Source organism: Larkinella humicola (assembly GCF_008727875.1).
Lineage (GTDB): Bacteria > Bacteroidota > Bacteroidia > Cytophagales > Spirosomataceae > Larkinella > Larkinella humicola.
In genome coordinates this window covers 346,235-364,568 of sequence record NZ_VTWS01000004.1, presented here as the reverse complement: position 1 = coordinate 364,568, position 18,334 = coordinate 346,235, and the positions used below count along the sequence as shown (strand labels likewise).

The 18,334-nt window shown below is 52.6% G+C and carries 12 protein-coding genes; 7 read left to right on the top strand and 5 right to left on the bottom strand.

Translation table 11 applies throughout. The annotated features are described in order from the left end of the window. Window positions 1-731 precede the first annotated feature (731 nt). Both F0P93_RS17495 and F0P93_RS17490 read right to left on the bottom strand, forming a co-directional pair. Window positions 732-2,183 (bottom strand): SusD/RagB family nutrient-binding outer membrane lipoprotein, encoded by a 1,452-nt coding sequence (locus tag F0P93_RS17495; protein WP_150878203.1) that lies wholly within the window; start codon window positions 2,181-2,183, stop codon window positions 732-734. A gap of 23 nt (window positions 2,184-2,206) precedes the next feature. Continuing rightward, window positions 2,207-5,413 carry a SusC/RagA family TonB-linked outer membrane protein gene (locus tag F0P93_RS17490; protein ID WP_150878200.1) on the bottom strand — a complete coding sequence of 1,069 codons (3,207 nt, stop codon included), beginning with the start codon at window positions 5,411-5,413 and terminating at the stop codon, window positions 2,207-2,209. Window positions 5,414-5,701: 288 nt separating this feature from the next. Here F0P93_RS17490 and F0P93_RS17485 point away from each other — a divergent pair, with 288 nt between their 5' ends. Beyond that, the gene (locus F0P93_RS17485; protein WP_150878198.1) at window positions 5,702-7,075 is read left to right on the top strand and encodes an RsmB/NOP family class I SAM-dependent RNA methyltransferase; all 1,374 of its coding nucleotides are present in this window, start codon (window positions 5,702-5,704) and stop codon (window positions 7,073-7,075) included. A 110-nt stretch (window positions 7,076-7,185) separates the two neighbouring features. Next, window positions 7,186-8,016, top strand: a complete 831-nt coding sequence (locus F0P93_RS17480; protein WP_138992689.1) for an enoyl-ACP reductase FabI — start codon at window positions 7,186-7,188, stop codon at window positions 8,014-8,016. A gap of 63 nt (window positions 8,017-8,079) precedes the next feature. Here the strand turns inward: F0P93_RS17480 and F0P93_RS17475 are convergent, their stop codons facing one another. Together F0P93_RS17475 and F0P93_RS17470 are read right to left on the bottom strand one after the other, a co-directional pair. Further along, entirely contained in the window at window positions 8,080-11,160 is a 3,081-nt protein-coding gene (locus F0P93_RS17475) for an AAA family ATPase (protein ID WP_150878196.1), read from the bottom strand. Continuing rightward, complete coding sequence (locus F0P93_RS17470; protein ID WP_150878194.1) at window positions 11,132-12,394, bottom strand: exonuclease SbcCD subunit D C-terminal domain-containing protein; 1,263 nt, start codon at window positions 12,392-12,394, stop codon at window positions 11,132-11,134. The genes F0P93_RS17475 and F0P93_RS17470 overlap by 29 nt, the downstream gene beginning before the upstream one ends. A 119-nt stretch (window positions 12,395-12,513) precedes the next feature. Between F0P93_RS17470 and F0P93_RS17465 the strand changes: the two genes are divergently transcribed. Further along, on the top strand, window positions 12,514-13,635 hold the full coding sequence (locus tag F0P93_RS17465) for an RNA-guided endonuclease InsQ/TnpB family protein (protein ID WP_150878192.1): 1,122 nt from the start codon (window positions 12,514-12,516) through the stop codon (window positions 13,633-13,635). 115 nt (window positions 13,636-13,750) lie between these two features. On the opposite strand, the gene F0P93_RS17460 is transcribed toward F0P93_RS17465, so the two are convergent. Further along, the gene (locus F0P93_RS17460; RefSeq protein ID WP_114404556.1) at window positions 13,751-14,536 is read right to left on the bottom strand and encodes a UDP-2,3-diacylglucosamine diphosphatase; all 786 of its coding nucleotides are present in this window, start codon (window positions 14,534-14,536) and stop codon (window positions 13,751-13,753) included. Between the two features lie 114 nt (window positions 14,537-14,650). Between F0P93_RS17460 and F0P93_RS17455 the strand changes: the two genes are divergently transcribed. From F0P93_RS17455 to F0P93_RS17440, 4 genes are all read left to right on the top strand, one after another. Continuing rightward, the gene (locus tag F0P93_RS17455) at window positions 14,651-15,286 is read left to right on the top strand and encodes an acetyltransferase (protein ID WP_150878190.1); all 636 of its coding nucleotides are present in this window, start codon (window positions 14,651-14,653) and stop codon (window positions 15,284-15,286) included. A gap of 231 nt (window positions 15,287-15,517) precedes the next feature. Next, entirely contained in the window at window positions 15,518-16,330 is an 813-nt protein-coding gene (locus tag F0P93_RS17450) for an alpha/beta hydrolase (protein WP_150878189.1), read from the top strand. 99 nt (window positions 16,331-16,429) lie between these two features. Continuing rightward, window positions 16,430-17,233, top strand: a complete 804-nt coding sequence (locus tag F0P93_RS17445) for an alpha/beta fold hydrolase (protein ID WP_150878187.1) — start codon at window positions 16,430-16,432, stop codon at window positions 17,231-17,233. A 30-nt stretch (window positions 17,234-17,263) separates the two neighbouring features. Continuing rightward, window positions 17,264-18,262, top strand: coding sequence for an alpha/beta hydrolase (locus F0P93_RS17440; RefSeq protein ID WP_150878185.1), 999 nt, complete (start codon window positions 17,264-17,266; stop codon window positions 18,260-18,262). Window positions 18,263-18,334: the final 72 nt, after the last annotated feature.

The window sequence follows — 18,334 nt, the reverse complement described above, 5'->3', positions numbered from 1 at the left end:
TTGTAGTTTGTTTGGTTAATTCAACGAACTGGCAACCACGGTGACGACACGCGATGGTCCGTTCCCGTCATCCTGTTTCAGAAAAGTTTCCCGCAGAAAGCAGGCAGTATGGACTCTTGTTCATACATCCAAAAACCGTATAGTCATGGTCGACCAGCCACGAATCGAATCGGGTACGGAATCGTACCGAATCCAGAAGTGATCACTCCGGTTGACAACCTGGTTTTCAGGATCTACGCAACTACCAATGCTGTACTATACGCTGAGATTGGGGGTGTAATTTTTTAACTCCGCTGCTGACCAGCACAGTTGGCAAACGATGAGTGGAATGACCCGATGACGCGATCGGAACGTAGTGAGCCCTCTTCTCCGGAAATCATTTCATCCGGCCGGGATCTCTGTCGTGGAGGAGACTCGACCACCGTATCGGAGAGATACAGTGGGTTAAGCAGTACATTTATCTTCATGTTTTTAGCGTAGGTTAATGAATAATAACGGCCAATATACAAAATATACTATCCGCAAATATTCCAAACCGCAAAATTTTGTTCTCCTGTCCTGCGTTACTGTAAAATTTAATGCGTTTTTAATCTCATGCCTGAAAAAGTATCGTCGGCTCTTCATGTTTCATCGAAGTAAATGCGTTTCTCCAGCCCTCTCTAAACAAAAGACTTCCTCCCCGCGGTGGCAGAGAGGAAGTCTTAACGAGTGAGTAGCCTGAACCAGGTTGCTTAGGGCTTATCCCACCATACCCGGGTATACGGATCATCGGCTCCCTGGCTGGCGATCACGGCGTTGTAGTTGGCCGTGTTCAACGTTCCTTCGGTCGAGACCGGATAAGCCAGACGACGGGGGATAGCCGTGCCGCCATTGAGGGGTGAAGCCGCCGGTTTCAGCGTCGGGAAGCCCGTCCGACGCCAGGAGTTCCAGGCCGATGTTCCCTGGTTGAACAACGCGATCCAGCGCTGGGTCGCAATTTGCTCGATCCCTTTAGCTTCCGTATACGCCACATCCGGCTGAGCGACATACGTCGTGTAAACGGCATCCGTATAGGCAGTGCCCATCCATTGTTGCAGCGAAGCCTTGATGGCGGCTTCGTACAGCGTTTTGGCAACGCCTGTTGTCCAGCCCAGCTTGGCCGCTTCGGCCTGCGCGAACAAAACCTCGGCATAGGTTACGATGTTGGCCGGAGCGTTTTGCGCAGCAACGGTCGTTGCCGCCAGCGAGAAGTTCTGCGCCGGGCCTGTAGCCGGGAAAACCGCATACGGAACGCCTACGTATTCACCGCGCTGGTTGGGAGCCGCCAGGTAAGGCAAACGTGGATCGCTCACTTTCTTCAGATAATCCACAAACGTGTTGCTCACCGCGAAATCTTTCCGATTACTCCGGACATAGTTGGTATACAACGGATTCTCGTTATTGGCATCCGACAGAAACGTGTAGCGGACGTTATCCGCATTCGACGCCAGAACGCCATCGGCCACAGCAGCCGTAAATTCGGCTTTCCCTTTCGTAGGGTCCACTTTCGACAATTGCAGCGCGGCCAGCATTCGTTGTGTCGCGGCAAACTTTTTCCAGCGGGCAGCATTTCCGCTGAGCAAAATATCACCCTTCACGGTGGCACCGGCGTCAAACTGGGCCGCAGCTTCCTTGTATTCCTTAAACAGATCGGTATAAATATCCTGCTGTTTGTCGAAAGCCGGTGAGAAGTTCTGATCGCCTTTCAACGCCTGTGAATACGGAATATCGCCCCAGCGGTCGGTCATCCACTGATAAATATATGCTTTCAGAATCCGGGCAATGGCAATCTGGTTGTTGTTCGATCCGTACGTCGCCACACTGGCGCGGGTTGCCTCGTTGGTATTCTGATCGATGATGGCCTGCAGGTTGACCAGCGGCCCGGCATACAAGCCGTTGTAGCTGAAGTTGATGGTCTTATACCGCGAGTCCTCGATATAGGTTACATCGCCAAACTGCTGGACATACAGTGCCGGGGTGATGTTGAATCCGGCAGGCCCCACCTGGCTGTTCATCGTTCCGACCGTTCGGATGGCATTCGTAAACAAACTGGCCGTGTTGGGCAACAGCGGACTGTTCGGGTTGACGTTCATTTCTTCGAAATCGCTGCAGGCGACTGTCGTCAGCATCAACCCGGCAAAAAGAATGGACTTATAAAGTTTCATGATGTCTGTTTTTGAAGTGTTGATTAAAGACCGAGACGCAGGTTGATACCGAACGAGCGAACGGGCGGCAACTGACCGCCTTCATACCACAGGGTCTCCGATTCAGAAATATCGATACCGCCACCAATCGCACTGTAAATCAGCAGTGGGTTGCGGGCGATCAGCGAAATATTGGCCGATTTGATGAATTTACCCAGCATGCTTTTCGGGAAATTGTACCCTACGGCTACCTCGCGCAGTTTGATGTAGGATTTATTGTAAATCCAGTACTCGTTCAGGGCGAACAGCCAGTTTTCGTACAGGTTCTGGGCATCGACGCGCGTTGTGTTTGGCTGGCCATCTTCGGTTACACCATCCAGCAGCACACCACCGCCATCCGCTACCGCATCACGAATGGGTTTGCCCAACTCGTTCAAACCAGCGGTTTCAGCACCCAGTCCGGAGTAGTTGTTGAACATTTTCGTGGTCGAGAAGAATTTCCCCCCGGCGATAAAGTCGGCATTGACCCGCAACGACAGCCCCTTGTACGTGAAGGTATTCAGGAATCCACCCTTGAATTTCGGCAGAACAGAGCCCAGCGGCACGTTCTCTTCCTTGATGTATAAACCGGCATTGGCGCCACTGCCGTAGACCAGTTTGTTGCCGTTGGCATCTTTCTTGATTCCCTGCCCCACCAGCAGACCCCAGTCTTCGCCTTCACGGGCGTTGAGGGTCAACGTCCGCCATTGGGGGCCGTCGATCTGGTAGTTGGTCAGCCCTTCCCGCAATTCAACGACCTTCGAGCGGTTGCGGTCCAGGTTGATGTCAAATTCCCAGGTGAACCCGGAAGCCGACCGAACCGGCGTCGCGTTAATGTGCAATTCCAGACCGCTGGTTTGAATCAGACCGGCGTTGATAACGGCGTTGGTGTAGCCGCTGGTCGGTGTAACCGGCACCGGAATAATCTGGTTTTTGTTGTCGTTGCGATACGCCGTAAATTCAAAACCCAGTCGGTTATTCAGGAAACGCAGGTCGATACCCCCTTCATAGGATGATGACAGACCCGGTTGTAGATTCGCATTCGGCAAAAGCGTCGGTAAAGCCAGCGTAGCATTGCTTGAATACGGCACCCCGGAATTATACGCCAAGGCCGTCTGATACGGACCAACGTCCGTACCAACCTGGGCATAACCGGCCCGGATTTTACCGTACGACAGAATGCTGTTCTGCGGAATCAACTCCGAGAAGACCAAACCGGCCGACACCGACGGATAGAGATACGAGTTGTTGGCTTTCGGCAGAGTCGACGACCAGTCGTTCCGAATCGACGCTTCTACGAAAACAAAATCTTTGTAACCGACACTCACGTTCCCGAACACACTGTTGACCTGTCGTTCGTATAAGTAGTTGTTCGACAACGGCCGGTCAATGGAAGCAGCAATGTTGTAGAAATTGGGTGCCGAAAGTCCCCCTACCGTGGCCTGGAACTGGCCGTCGATGCGGTTGTAGCGAATGTTTCCCCCGGCGTTAGCGACCACCGACAGGTTGGCAAACTCCTGGTTGTAACTGGCCAGAAACTCGTAGTTGTTCTCGCGGGCACTGGCTCCCAGGGTTGAGTAAGCACCCAAACCGCCGGCATTCAGCGTTCCCTGTGCCACGCGCGATTCCTGGGTAAAGTAATTCTGGTCGCGCCGGACGGTGGCCGAAGCTTTCAGGAAAGGCGTAAATTCATACGTCAACCCAATGTCTCCAAACAGCCGGTCACTGCGGTTGGTGTTCGTATTTTCGTACACCTGCGTATACGGGCTATCCCAGTATTTCGGCCGGGGGTCGGTAGGGCTGCCAATGTTCCAGCTCCGGAACGTACCATCCGGATTCTTGTAGTTCTTGAGGTCGTCGATGCTGAGCTGACGCTGAAACCACTGGTTAAACGAACCGATCGTCTGGTTATAGCCATTCAAAGTAGCGTTCGAAATACCGATCGGGCTGTTCGACGGTGTCGTGCCACCCGTCGAACCGTAGCGGTCAGCCGGCAGGTTGTTCGTTTTGAACGCCGTATAATTGACATTCAGGTTGGCCGACAGTTTGGTGCCAAATTTGATCGTGTTTTTGGCACTGACAAAATCGCGGGTTTGCGACGAGTTTGGAACAATCCCGTTATTGATGATGTGCGTGTACGAAATCCGGCTTTGGAACGCTTCCGTTCCGCGCGAAAAGGCGATGTTGGTGTTGTTGCTGATCGGTTTGGCGAAGAAATCGCGCACGTTGTTGGGGTTCGCCGAATACGGCGTCAACTGTCCGAAACCGGGGCCTTGCTGCCAGGATGCCGCCGAGCGGTGGGGCGAGTTGTCGATACGGGGACCCCAGCTTTCATCAGCCGAATAATCCAGGATTTTCTGCCCGTTAAAGGCTGACCAGGCAGCCGGATGCAGCGTCGGATCGTATTCAAACGTTTCCCAATCCTGCGAGTAGCCCCCGCCGTATTCGTTCTGGTATTTGGGCAGCAGACCCACCATATCGATGGTGGTGCTGTGGTTGATGTCCAGCCGGGTTTCGCCCGCTTTGGCCCGTTTCGTCGTGATGACAATCACCCCGGCCGAAGCCCGGTTTCCGTACAAAGCCGTTGCCGAAGGGCCTTTCAGCACCGACAGCGTTTCCACATCGTCCATGTTGACCTGGCTCACATCGGTGGGCGTTCCGTCTACCACATACAACGGATCACCACCCGTCAGCGAGTTGACCCCCCGAACCCGAATGCTGGGGCTGCCAAATTTGGCGGCCGACTGGCCCAACACCTGGACGCCCGCAATCTTACCAGCTAAGGCATTTCCCACATTCTGATCCCGGGCAATGTTCAGTTTTTCCTGTTTCAATTCCTGAACGGCGTAATTGAGGGCCTTCTTCTCCCGCGAAATACCGAGGGCCGTTACCACAATTTCCTGAAGTGTCGACGCATCGGGCTGTAGCGCCAGATCAACCGTCGAGCGATTACCGATGGAAACATCAGTCGTTTTAAATCCAATAAACGAAAACGTTAACGTTCCGGCATTATCAGGCACGCTGAGGGTGTATTCGCCGTTGGCATCGGAAGTAGCTCCGCGGGAAGTTCCTTTGACAACAATGTTTACGCCGGGAAGTGGAGAGGTGTCTTCGGCGGAGGTCACTTTGCCTGAAACCGTACGGGTTTGAGCAAAAGAGAAACCAACCGTGCCCAATAGGCACAGTGAGGCAATGAGTAAACGCTTTAACATGTTCTTAGTTAGGTTAATGAAGCAATGCACAAAAATAGCAATACACTAATTTTGTATAGTGAAATTACTACAAAATTTTGTTTTGTCAATCAGTAATAAGACACTAATCCAAGCTAAAATATTTTGCAAAATGAATGAACACCCATAGAAAAACACTCTAATTATAGGTTAACTAATTGTTAACCAAATAATTAATATCAGTAACATTGCTTTTACATCAACCTGAATTCCTATTCAATGGCCATTCTGGTGTAAGCGAACAACTCAGAAAAATTATATATTTGTCCGATGAGTGACATTCCTTTACCTGCCCAATTCCGGCACCAAATGGAGCAGCAACTGGGGCCTGATTATCCGGCTTTCCTGGCAGCTTTGCAGCAATCTCCCCCCGTTAGCATCCGGGTGAATCCCCAAAAGATGGCGTTGCCAACGGCTGATCTGGAATCGGTTTTGTGGTGTCCCGAAGGCTTTTATTTGCCGGAGCGGCCGGTTTTTACGCTCGACCCTTTGTTTCAGGCCGGTGCGTTTTATGTCCAGGAAGCATCGTCGATGCTGGTAGCAGAAGCGCTGCGCCAAACGGCCCGGTTAAAACGCCCGCTGCGGGTGCTGGATCTGTGCGCGGCTCCCGGCGGCAAAAGTACCCTGCTCGCATCCCTGCTAAACGCCGACAGTTTGCTGGTCTGTAACGAAGTCATTCGCAGCCGGATCCCGGTTTTGAAAGAAAATATGGAAAAGTGGGGGCATCCCAATGTTGTCATCAGCAACCACGATCCGGAAGAGTTCAAGGCGCTGAACGGTTTTTTCGATGTCGTGCTGGTGGATGCCCCCTGCTCGGGCGAAGGACTGTTTCGGAAAGATCCGGAAGCCATGCTCGAATGGTCGCCGGACAGCGTTGTGTTCTGTGCCGCCCGCCAGCAACGGATTCTGACGGCCGCCACGCCCCTGCTGTGCGACGATGGACTGCTTCTTTATAGTACGTGTACCTATAATGACGAAGAAAACGGACAAAATGCCGCCTGGCTCAGCAAACATGGTTTTGAAAACGTGCCGCTCCAATTACCCGAATCCTGGGGAATTGCTGAAAAAACGCTGGACCAAACCGTCGGCTACCAATGTTATCCTCACCGGGTGACCGGCGAGGGATTTTTCCTGAGTGTGTTCAAAAAGAAACAACGGTCCAGCCCGGAAATGAACGTTCCGCGGTCGTTTCGGTCGCTCAAACCGGTTCGCAACTGGCAGGAGAAAATCTTAAAAACCTTTCTGAAACATCCCGACGCCTTTTCGTTTTATGTGAAACCGAATGAGGACGTTTTTGCGATCCCGGAAACCCTCTCGGCCGACCTCCGCGTGCTGGATGCAGCCCTCCACAACAAAGGATTTGGGCTGGAAATGGGCACGTTCAAAGGCAACGATTTCATTCCGTCGCACGCGCTCGCGCTCAGTAACGCCCTGGCCGAAAACCGGCCGGGATTTGACTTATCCAGAGAAGATGCCCTGCGGTATTTCAAGAAAGAAAACCTGGTGTTGAACGAACCGGTGAAGGGCTGGCTGCTGGCCCGCTACAACGGACTGAACCTGGGCTGGCTAAAAGGCGTGGGCAATCGGGTGAATAATTACCTGCCGAAAGAATGGCGCATCCGCATGGATATCAAGGAATATTGATCCGCAAACCCGGCCCGGTGCAAACGCCGGTGTTGGCATTCCAGCAAAAAAAGTAGTTACTTTGCCCCCTTCTGAATCGACACGATCACCCAACAAAGCAACTCAAATTCATGGCTTACGGATTATTGAAAGGCAAGCGAGGAATCATCACCGGAGCATTGGATGAAAAGTCCATTGCCTGGAAAGTAGCACTGAAAGCGAAAGAAGAAGGCGCAACATTCACGCTTTCCAACGCACCGATAGCCATGCGAATGGGTGCGATCAAACAACTGGCGGAGCAATGCGACGCCGAAATCATTTCCGCCGACGCAACATCTCTGGAAGATATTGAGAACCTGTATACCAAATCAATGGACGTGTTGGGCGGCAAAATCGACTTCGTGCTACACTCCATCGGCATGAGCCCCAACATCCGCAAGAACAAACCGTACGGCGACCTGAACTACGAATGGTATCAGAAAAGCCTTGACGTTTCGGCTCTGTCGTTTCATAAAATGATGCAGACCGCCGAAAAACTGGACGCCATCAATGAGTGGGGTTCCTTCGTTGCCCTCAGTTACATTGCCGCTCAGCGGACGTTTCCGTTCTATACCGACATGGCCGATGCCAAAGCCGTACTCGAATCCATCGCCCGGGGCTACGGCTACCGCTATGGCAAACTGAAAAATGTGCGGGTCAATACCGTCTCGCAGTCGCCGACCATGACCACAGCCGGTTCCGGCGTGGGTGGTTTCGATGTTTTCTACGAATATGCCAACCTCATGTCTCCTTTGGGGAACGCAACCGCCGAAGATTGTGCCAATTATGTCATTACCCTCTTCAGCGATCTGACCCGCATGGTAACGATGCAAAACCTGTTGCACGACGGCGGTTTCTCAAGCGTCGGCATTTCGGAAGACATGGCTGTAAAACTGACTGCTATTCAGCAGCAGCAACAGTAGACTTTGAAGGGTATGATTGGCTGGGCTTTTGTTTCTGCCCCTAAATCTGCAAAATCATACCCTTCACACTTCAATCACGCTGATCTTACTATTTCCGTCCATTCCTTTCTCCACCTGAATCTGCACGCTGATCCGCTCCTTGATCTCGTGCCGGTGGGAAATGATGCCAATGGTTTTTTTGCTGTCGTGCTGTAGTTTTTCCAGCATAGCAACCGCCGTATCGAGCGAATCCGGGTCGAGCGTTCCGAAGCCTTCGTCAATGAACAGGCTTTCAATCTGTACGTTTTGGGAAGCCAGATCGGATAAACCCAATGCCAGCGCCAGACTGAGCGTAAACGTTTCGCCCCCCGACAGGCTGGACACCGAGCGTTCGGTGCTGCCCTGGTACATATCCACGACGTAGAGTTCATCCTGCCCGTCGCGCGGTTTCAACAACAAATACCGATCCGACAGCTCTTTCAACCGCCGATTCGCCAAACCGATCAGTTGCGCCAGCGTCAATCCCTGCGCAAACTTGCTGTAGTCATCGCCTTTCGCGCTGCCGATGAGCCGGTCCAGCTCGCGCCAGGGCCGGGCTTCGGTTTCGAGCTTTTCGAGGTCTTTGGTCAACTGCTTGAATTTCCGGCGTTTCTCCTTGTCTTCCTCCAGTTGTCGTTTGTAATACCCGATATTTTCCCGCTCACCGGATTCTTCTTTTTTAGTCGCCAGCAGTTTGGCCGTCACCTCATCCAGTGGCAAGGCGGTTTGGCAGGCTTCGGCGGCTTCCCGGCGTTTCAAGGTTTCTTCCTGCTGCTTCCGGATAATCTCGTCGGCTTCTTTTTCCAGGGCGGTTTTCAGTTCCTGCAACTGCCGGACTTTCGGCGTTTCGAGCAAACAGGCGCGGGCGTCGGCCAGGTCATTAAAACCACGTTCGACCAAAACCGGCTGTAATTCCGTGGTCAGCGTTTGGTAGTTTTTGTCCGAATCGGCATAAGTGGCGGTGGCTTTTTCGAGCAGACTCCGCTGCGTACTGATTTTCGCCCGAACGGTAGTATACTGATTGACAAGCTGTTCACATTGAAACCGCACATCATCGCCTACAAACAACTGCTCCTTTTGCGCTTTCAGCACTTCCGCCTGATTTTTACTCTGCTGCACGGTTTCCAGGTCACCCGAAAGCCGTCGCAACAGACTTTCTTCCTCCCAGAGCGTTTGAATCTGGTTCAGTTCTTTCCGCTGAATCTGAATCTCCTGCTGAGCATCTTTGATCTGTTCCGGCGACAGCGTGGGGTCCAGCGCGAGCGTGGTCAACCGGTTTGAAATGAAGTTCCGTTTTTCAGAATAGGCTTTTCGAAGTGCGTTCCGCTGTTCAGAATACAGCTCCAGTTCCGACTGTATTTTCAGCAATTTGCCCTGTAAGGCATCAAATTCCTTTTTCTTATGCTCCAGATCCTTCGTAGCCAGCCGCAATTCCAGTTCCAGTTTGCCGGTCTGGTTGATGTAATGCTGGGCGTACGGATGATCCAGCGAACCGCATAACGGACAGGGTTCGCCATCCTGCAACGCTTTTCGAAGTTCTTCCAGATCCGCTTCTTCGGCCAGGCGTCGTTTGGTATTCTGCAACTGCTCAATTTTCTGCTGAAGCACTTCCACCTCCGCCAAAAGCTGACCCAACGGTTTTTGGTGTTCGTTCAGAAAAGCCGTATGGTCGTTGATTTTGCCGTTCAGCGTCGTTCCGTCGAGCAAACGTTCCTGTTGCTGAATGAGCAACGTCCGCAGTTCGGCCAGATTCCCGTCCTGCTCCAGCAGCCGGTTTAATTCGTCCTGAATCGAAGCCGGGCTTAGAGCCGCATACTCCTGTTCAATCTGCACCAACTGAACGTTCAGCTCATGCAATCGCCCGTTGACCAACGCCGTCATCTGGTCGACATCCCGCAGATCGAGCGACTTAAACCACGTCAGTTTCGTACTTTCCAGTTCTTTTTTGATCGAACTGAATGCCGGTTTGGCTTTATCGCGTTCGGTTTGGTACCGGTTGGTCAGATCCAGCACGGTTTCCCGAAAGTCATTCAACGCTTTTTCAAAGGTCTGTTCCGACAGCCCGGTTTTCTGCGTCAGCGTTTGCGCTTTCCCCATCAAAACCGTCTGCTGTTTCTCCAGATCGTGCAGATTCGTGCGGGCCGCTTGCTGATCCTGTTCGGCGGTTTTTCGGTTGCGTTCGGCGTTGGTAATGTCGGAGAAATGAGCGGCCAAATCGGCAACCTGCTCGTGGCGTTGCAGTCGCAGCGCATCCGGCACAAAGGCCTGTTTTTTCTCTTCCGACACCTGCTGCCGCTTGGTCAATACCGCAAGCTGCTGATCGGCATCGGCAATCTGGCGCAGGAATTTTTCTTCGTTCGTATAAAAGACAATCTCTTTGGCGAGTTCATCCAGCCGACTACCAATCGCTTTCTGGCGGCTTTTCAACTCGTCGACCTGCTCGTCGTTCAGCACTTTGATCAACTCGACTTCCTGCCGTTTGTCCTTAATTCGTTCGTCGTAGGTTTTATTGACCTGGTGCGCCCGCTGGCCCAGTTGCCGGTAAATTTCGGTTCCGGTGATCCGTTCCAGCATCTTGCTTCGTTCAGCCGCCCGCGACTTTAGAAACTGGTCGAACGCACCCTGCGCCAGCACGATGGACCGGATAAACTGGTCGTAGGTCAGGCCAATGAGTTCTTCGTTCTTCTTCGGAAATTCACTTAAACCTTTGATCGGCAGCAACTGACCTTCTGTTTGCCCTTCGGGGAGAAAGGCAATTTCCATTTCGTAGTTGTTCCAGTTGCCGTTGCGGTTTTTCTTGATCGACCAGCGCGAGCGGTAGGCTTTCCCGCCCACTTCGTACTCAATCTCCGCATAAGCCGACGTTCCGGGTTCCCGGGCCGCCTGCTGATTGACCAGAATGCCTTCGTCGATGATGCTGGTATTGGAAATGCCACCCGAAATCCGCGGCACCCGGTTGAACAACGCCAGCGTAATGACGTCCAGCAAAGTCGATTTTCCGGCACCGGTGGGCCCGGCAATCACGAACAGGCCGGTACTGTTCAGCAGCCCTTCGTTAAACTGAATCGGCGGGTGTTCGCCGTAAAAGGAATTGATGTTACGAAAGCGAATTTGTCGGATTTTCATGCAGGAGTACAGGATGGGCTGCTTGTTCCGTAACCAAACGATACAATTCTTTATACGCTTCCAGAAGTGCCGTCCGCTCGTCGCCTTCCACCAGCGATGCATCCAGCCGACGGCCAAACACATCGAGGTAGGAAAGGTCCTGCAACTGCGTGTCGGCCACGTAAAGCGAATCTAACCCTTTTAATTTATTGCGAAAAATCAACCGGGATTTGGCAATCAGAAACGGCGCTTCGGCATAATCGCGTTGCAACTGCTCAAAATGCTGTCGAACTGTCAGACTTTCGTTTTCTTCTTCGACCAGAATTTCCACCATCGTGGCCAGCGCGTCGGTTTCTTCCAGTTTTTCCAGCGTTTCCCGAACGGCATCCAGCGTTCCGGCCACCTGACGCAACGAGCGAAAATGCGGAACCGGAACGGATTCGATGGTTTTGATCTTCCCGTTTTCGACGGTTAATTCCAGCACCTGATGCCGGTTATCGCGTTCGGCAAAACTCAGCGGAAGCGGAGCGCCACTGTAGCGAACGGTTTCAATCCCGCCAATCTGCTGCGGGACGTGAATATGTCCCAGCGCCACGTAATCGAAACCGGGTGGAAAATGCTCGGACGAAAAAGCCGCCTGTCCGCCCACCGCGTGAATTTCCCGTTCGCTTTCCGGCGAAACCGTGGCACCATTCACGTATAAATGACCCATCGCCAGAACCGGCACATCGCGGTATTCTGTCTGGCAATGATCGACAATGCGTTCGTAATGATTCCGGATGCCCATCCGCACGGCGTCGATGCGCTCTTCGTAGGTCTGCCCCGAAATGGATTGTCGCAAATCGCTGTCGCGGAGATAGGGAACGGCAGCAACCAGCAAATCGATGGAACCAGTGGTCAGCCGGATCACTTCTTCGGCGCAATCGCCGGTCGTACAGCCAACAACATGAATATTGAGGTGCCGGAGCAGTTCGCGCGGGGCGTTGAGTTTACTGGGCGAATCGTGATTGCCGCCGGTGATGATGATTCGGCGTTCCAGCGGCAGCATTCGGGTCAGAAACTGGTAATACAACTGCATCGACCCGTCGTTGGGGTTTGTTGTATCGAAAATATCCCCCGAAATGATCAGCACATCGATCTCCCGACTTTCGACGGTTTCCGCCAGCCAGTCCAGAAACCGGACGTGATCGTCGCGGAGTTCATGCTTATACAGTCGTTTCCCTAAATGCCAGTCTGCGGTATGCAGAATTTTCATGAAATCGGAGCGAGAAACCCCGCGCCTTTAGGGCGGGGAGGAAAGTGACCGGTGTCAGCCGAACCTTCCGGTGAAACATAACTTTTCAATGACTGAATGACTTTTCGTATCTTTGGGTTGTGAAGCTGACTGCCAAAATAAAACTCCTGCCCACCCCCGAACAGGCTCAAAACCTGATTGATACACTCAGTCGAGCCAATCAAGCTTGTAATGCTTTGAGTGAAATTGCCTGGGAGAATAAACAGTTTAAGCAGTTTGGACTTCACAAATTGGCCTACTACCCCATCAAAGAACAGTTCGGGCTGTCGGCGCAAATGATTGTCCGGGGCATTGCCAAAGTGGTCGATGCCTACAAACTGGATAAGAAAACCAAACGGGAATTTCGACCCACCGGAGCTATTGCCTACGATAGCCGGATTATTTCGTACAAGCCCCCTAGAAAGACCGTGTCGATCTGGACTATTCAAGGTCGCCAATCGATTCGCTACGCAGGAGGTGAGCACAATGAAGCCCTTTTGAAGTTTCAGCAGGGTGAATCGGACTTGCTGTGCCGCAAAGGCAAGTGGTTTTTGTTGGCCACCTGCGATGTGCCGGATGAACAAACCAGTGAGATTAATTCTATACTCGGCGTCGATCTTGGCATCGTCGATCTGGCAACTGACTCGGACGGTCAACGGTTTACGGGCTCTGAAATTCGGAAATATCGAAAGAAACGAGCCTCTATTCGTGCCAGTGTTCAGGCCAAAAAGAACGCGAAGGCTTCTAAGTCTACCATTAAGAATACCCGCCGTTTGCTCAAACGAATCAGTAAAAAAGAGCAAACGACCTCTACCATCATTAACCACACGATCAGTAAAAGATTGGTTAAGAAAGCCCAATCTTCTGTTCGTGGCATTGCGTTGGAGAACTTGAAAGGCATACGGGATCGAACCGTACCACGGCTCCGCAAGAAACAACGCAATGAACACAGTTCGTGGCCATTCTCTCAATTGCGTCAGTTTATTGCATACAAAGCGCAATTGGCCGGTGTTCGGTTGGTAATCGTTCCACCGGCTTATACCAGCAAAACGTGCCACGAATGCCATCACCTCGGACACCGTTCTGGCAAGTCCTTTACGTGTACAAACTGCGGTAATTGCTCGGATGCTGACCATAATGGCGCACAGAACATTGCTGCGGTCGGGGCTAGTGTAACTTGGCCTGAAAACTCGACTCTGTATTGCGCGTTGCATCGGTGTTAGGGTAAAAAGCCGCCTTGCTTTTGCGGGCGGATTAGTTACATGCCAGAGCTTCTAATACCGGAAGTTAGCGAAAAATACCGGATGCTGGCGAAAATCAAATGCGGAAAATGACGAATCAGGCTTGGTACAGGGCGGGTTGTGACTCGGCTTTTTCGAGTTCGGAGCTATAATACAGGAGGTTCCAGTTGCCGTCGTGATCTTCGACCAGCGCACTCAGCGATTCCACCCAGTCGCCGGAATTCATGTAAATCAGGTCGTCGAACTGGCGGATGGCCGGTTGGTGAATGTGGCCGCAAATGACGCCGTCGCAATTGCGGGCTTTGGCCAGTTCGGTCAGTTTTTCTTCAAAATCCGAGATGTAGCTCACCGCCTGTTTCACCCGGCTTTTGATCTTTTGCGACAGCGAATAATACGAAAGTCCCCGCCAGGCGCGGTAGTTGTTGTAAAATTTGTTGACCCAAAGCAGAAACGTATAGCCGATATCACCTAGGTAGGCCAGCCATTTCATCTGCGTCGTGATGGTATCGAAAACGTCACCGTGGGTAATGTAAAACCGTTTTTCGCCGGAATTTAGGACGTAATCTTTCCGGATGGAAAAGAATTTACCGAGCCGCAACGGCATGATCTGGTCCAGAAAATCGTCGTGATTGCCGCGCAGGTAGATCACGCGGGTGTCGTGCCGGTCCATCGCCTTTAAAATGGCCCGCCAGAACGCCGTGTGTTTCTTTTTCCACTCGCCCCCCCGGCGCAGTTGCCAGCCGTCGATGATGTCGCCATTCAGAATTAATTTCTGACAACTGTAGTACTTCAAAAAGTCAGTGACTTCCTTTGCCTTCGAACCGCTCGTTCCCAAATGCACATCCGAAATGACGATCGTTCGGAAATGAGTGTTTTGTTTCATGTCCGAAAATACGGTTTGCGTATGAGTCCGGTATTTCCTCAATTTTACCGGATTGCAAACTTTTTCGGACGGTTATGTGGTTTGTTAACAATACCTTAATGTAATTCAATCAACATGGAGAATCCGGTACTCATCTTGGGAGCAGGCAGTTTAGGCGTCACGGCGTTGGATATTTTTCAGCGCAACGGTGTAGTCGTCTACGGTTTGCTGGATGACGATAAAAAATTACACGGCAAAGAATTCGGGGATGTGACGGTGTTGGGCGAAACCGACGACGACGGTTTTCTGAAGCTCATCGGCCATAAATGTGAAGCCTTCGTGGCCGTGGACGACACCCGCGTCCGGAAAAAACTGGTCAAAATGCTGAACGACCGGCGGCACGTTCAACCCGTCAACGCCATCCACGATACCGCCATCATCGCGGCTACGGCCACCCTCGGCCACGGGAATCTGATTGCGGCCCGGGTCGTCATCAACCCCTTTGCTGAAATCGGGCAGCATTGCATCATTCAGTCGGGTTCGGTGATCGAGTCGCAAACCAAACTCGGCGATTTTGTTCACATCGGAACGGGCAGTTCCATTAATTCGGCGGTCACCATTGAGGAAGGTACTTTCATTGGTACGGGTGTAACGGTGATTGCGGGCGTCACGATTGGCAAAAACGCCCGGATCGGGGCCGGTTCCGTGGTGATCGAAAACGTGGAAGCCGGGACGACGGTGTTCGGTAATCCGGCGAAGAAAGTCGGGTAAAAGAGTTTAAGAGTTATTTCGCGGAGTTGAGCGGAGAAAAGGGAGTTAAGCGGAGTTATTAATTTACTCTGCTTAACTCCCTTTTTTTCTCCGCTCAACTCCGCGAAATCTATTTGAATTGTATTTCCGCAATTCTTACCGCATTCCCGTCGATTTTTACCGGTCCTCTCCCGACCATCAGCCGGATCTTTGTCCCGGTCATTTCGAGTAATCATTCTAAAATCATACCTCATGAAAAACGCCACCTCAAAAACCGTCGTATTCATCACCGGTGCATTTGTCAGCCACACCTGCTGGGACGAATGGCGGACCTATTTTGAAAGCAAAGGCTACACCACCTTTGCACCACCCTGGCCTTACAAAGACGCCCCGGCCGTCGAACTCCGTGCCCGCCAGCCCAATGACAAGCAACTGGCGCTGTTAACGCTGGGTGAACTGGTCGATCATTACGCAGACTTCATCCAGGCACTCCCCGAAAAACCCATTGTGATCGGGCATTCGTACGGCGGAATGCTGACGCAGATCATGGTAAACCGGGATCTGGCTGCGGCTGGTGTCGCCATCCACTCCATCCCGCCCCTAGGTGTGTTTCCCTACGAGTTTTCGTTTCTCAAAGCTGGCTGGAAATCGCTGGGCATCTTTACCGACCTGGAGGAAACGTATCTGATGTCGTTTGAAGACTGGCAATATGCCTTCGTCAACGGCATGCCGCTGGAGGAACAACAGGCTTCGTACGAAAAATACATCATCCCGGAATCAAAAACCGTTGCCCGGGGCGCCCTGACAAATGTCTCCAAAGTGGATTATGCCAAACCGCACGCGCCCCTGCTGTTTACGGCGGGCGATCTGGACCACATCACCCCGGCTCACCTGAACATCCGCAATTTCAGAGCCTATGAATTCAACGGTTCCGTGCTGGATTACAAGTTATTCAGTGGCCGCAATCACTACGTGCTGGGGCTTCCGACCTGGCAGGAAGATGCCGATTTTATTCTGGACTGGATCGATACGAAAGTTATGGTGAAAAAAGCCGCTTCAGTGTAACCGCCAAAACCGCTGCGTATACAAAATACCGTTCTTTTTCTCCACACCATTCTTTTTGATTCTAACCACACTTTTTATCTCATAAACAAGTCTGAAATCATGAAATTTCTACTGATGCTTATTGTCCTGGCCTGTCCGTTTCTGGCAACGTCCTGCGACGACGACAATACAGAAGCGGCCCCCAAACCGACTTTTGTCTTTGTGCATGGTACCTTCGCCGATGAGTCGGCCTGGCAGTTAATCAAGCCTAAGCTGGAACAGGCTGGTTATTCGGTGGTTGCTTTCAATTTGCCCGCCCACGGCACCGATCCGACGCCCGTGAGCAAAGCCAATTTTGAGCTGTATGTCAGTACCGTCGTCCAGAAAATCAATGCCATTTCGGGGAAAGTGGTCCTGCTGGGTCACAGCATGGGCGGGATGGTCGTTACCCAGGTGGCGGAGCAGATTCCGGCCAAAATCGAGAAGCTGGTGTATCTGTGTGCTTTTCTGCCTAAAAACGGCCAGACGTTGTACGAACTGGCCAGTTCCGATACCGAGAGTTTGCTGGGACGCAGTCTGCACCCGGAAGCGGATGGCCTGACGGCTTCTCTGCCGCCGAATGTGCTGGTTCAGGTTTTTGCCGTCGATGCGCCGGAAGCCATTCAGAAAGAGGTGGCGAAAACCCGGCCTGAACCGCTGGCGGTTTTTGCGGCCAAGGCCAGTCTGACAGACGCCAACTTCGGCAAGATCCCCAAATACTACATCAAAACGCTGAAAGATGAGGGCGTTACGCCCACGTTACAGCAACGCATGATCGACGGCTACCCGGGCAAAATCGCGAAAATCTACACGATGAACACGAGCCACAGCCCCTACTGGGCCAAACCGGACGAGCTGGTGACCATTTTGAAGGAGATTAATTAAGTCACTTCACCCACTTCTCTTTAAACAAACATGGAAATACAGATACTGCCCGTGATCGAACCGCTCGATCCGGCAACGGACCCCGCCATGGAGAGCCACACCAAAGCTTTTCTGAACGCCCTGAACAGCGGTGGAGGCACGCCGATGGAGCAACTCAGTCCGGCAGAGGCCCGGGCGGTGCTGGAATCGGCCCAAACGTCGGTCGAGGTCGATTTGTCCGGCGTTTATGTTTCGCAACAGACCATCTCGCAGGACGGTTTAAGTGTGGATCTGGACATTGTTCGCCCGGCGGGTGTCGCCGGGATTCTCCCCGTTTTCCTGTTTTTCCACGGCGGAGGCTGGGTGCTGGGCGACTTTCCGACCCACCAGCGGCTGGTGCGCGATCTGGTGGTCGAGTCGGGGGCCGTAGCGGTCTTTGTCAATTACAGCCGCTCGCCGGAAGCCCGGTTTCCCATCGCACTCCATGAGTCGTATGCCGCCCTCCGGTGGGTAGCCGAAAACGGGGCGGAGCTGAATGTCGACGGTTCGCGGCTGGCCATCGTTGGCAACAGTGCCGGGGGCGACCTGACAGCCGCCGTCGCGCTGATGGCCAAAGACAAAAACGGCCCGAAAATCCGGTTGCAGGTGCTGCTGTGGCCCGTTACCAACGCCGATTTTGACACGGTTTCGTACCATCAATACGCGACCGACCGGTTTTTGACCCGCAACATGATGATCTGGTTCTGGGACAGTTACGCCCCAAATCCGGAAGACCGCCGTTCGTATTATGCGGCCCCGCTGCAAGCCACGCTCGACCAGTTGAAAGGATTACCGCCAACGCTGGTCCAGGTGGCTGAAAACGATGTGCTGCGCGACGAAGGCGAAGCGTATGCCCGCAAGCTGGACGAAGCCGGGGTGCCCGTTACGCTAATTCGCTACCAGGGCATGATTCATGACTGGGGGTTGCTCAATCCGTTGAGTTATATTCCGGGAACGCGCTCGCTCATCACCCACGCAGCGGCTGAGTTGAAGAAGTTTTTGAGCAGATAACCGCCTTGTTGCTCCGTCGGCGACTCCGCATGGGTTCTGTAGTAAAATTAAAAAGAGAAAAACCGTTGATTC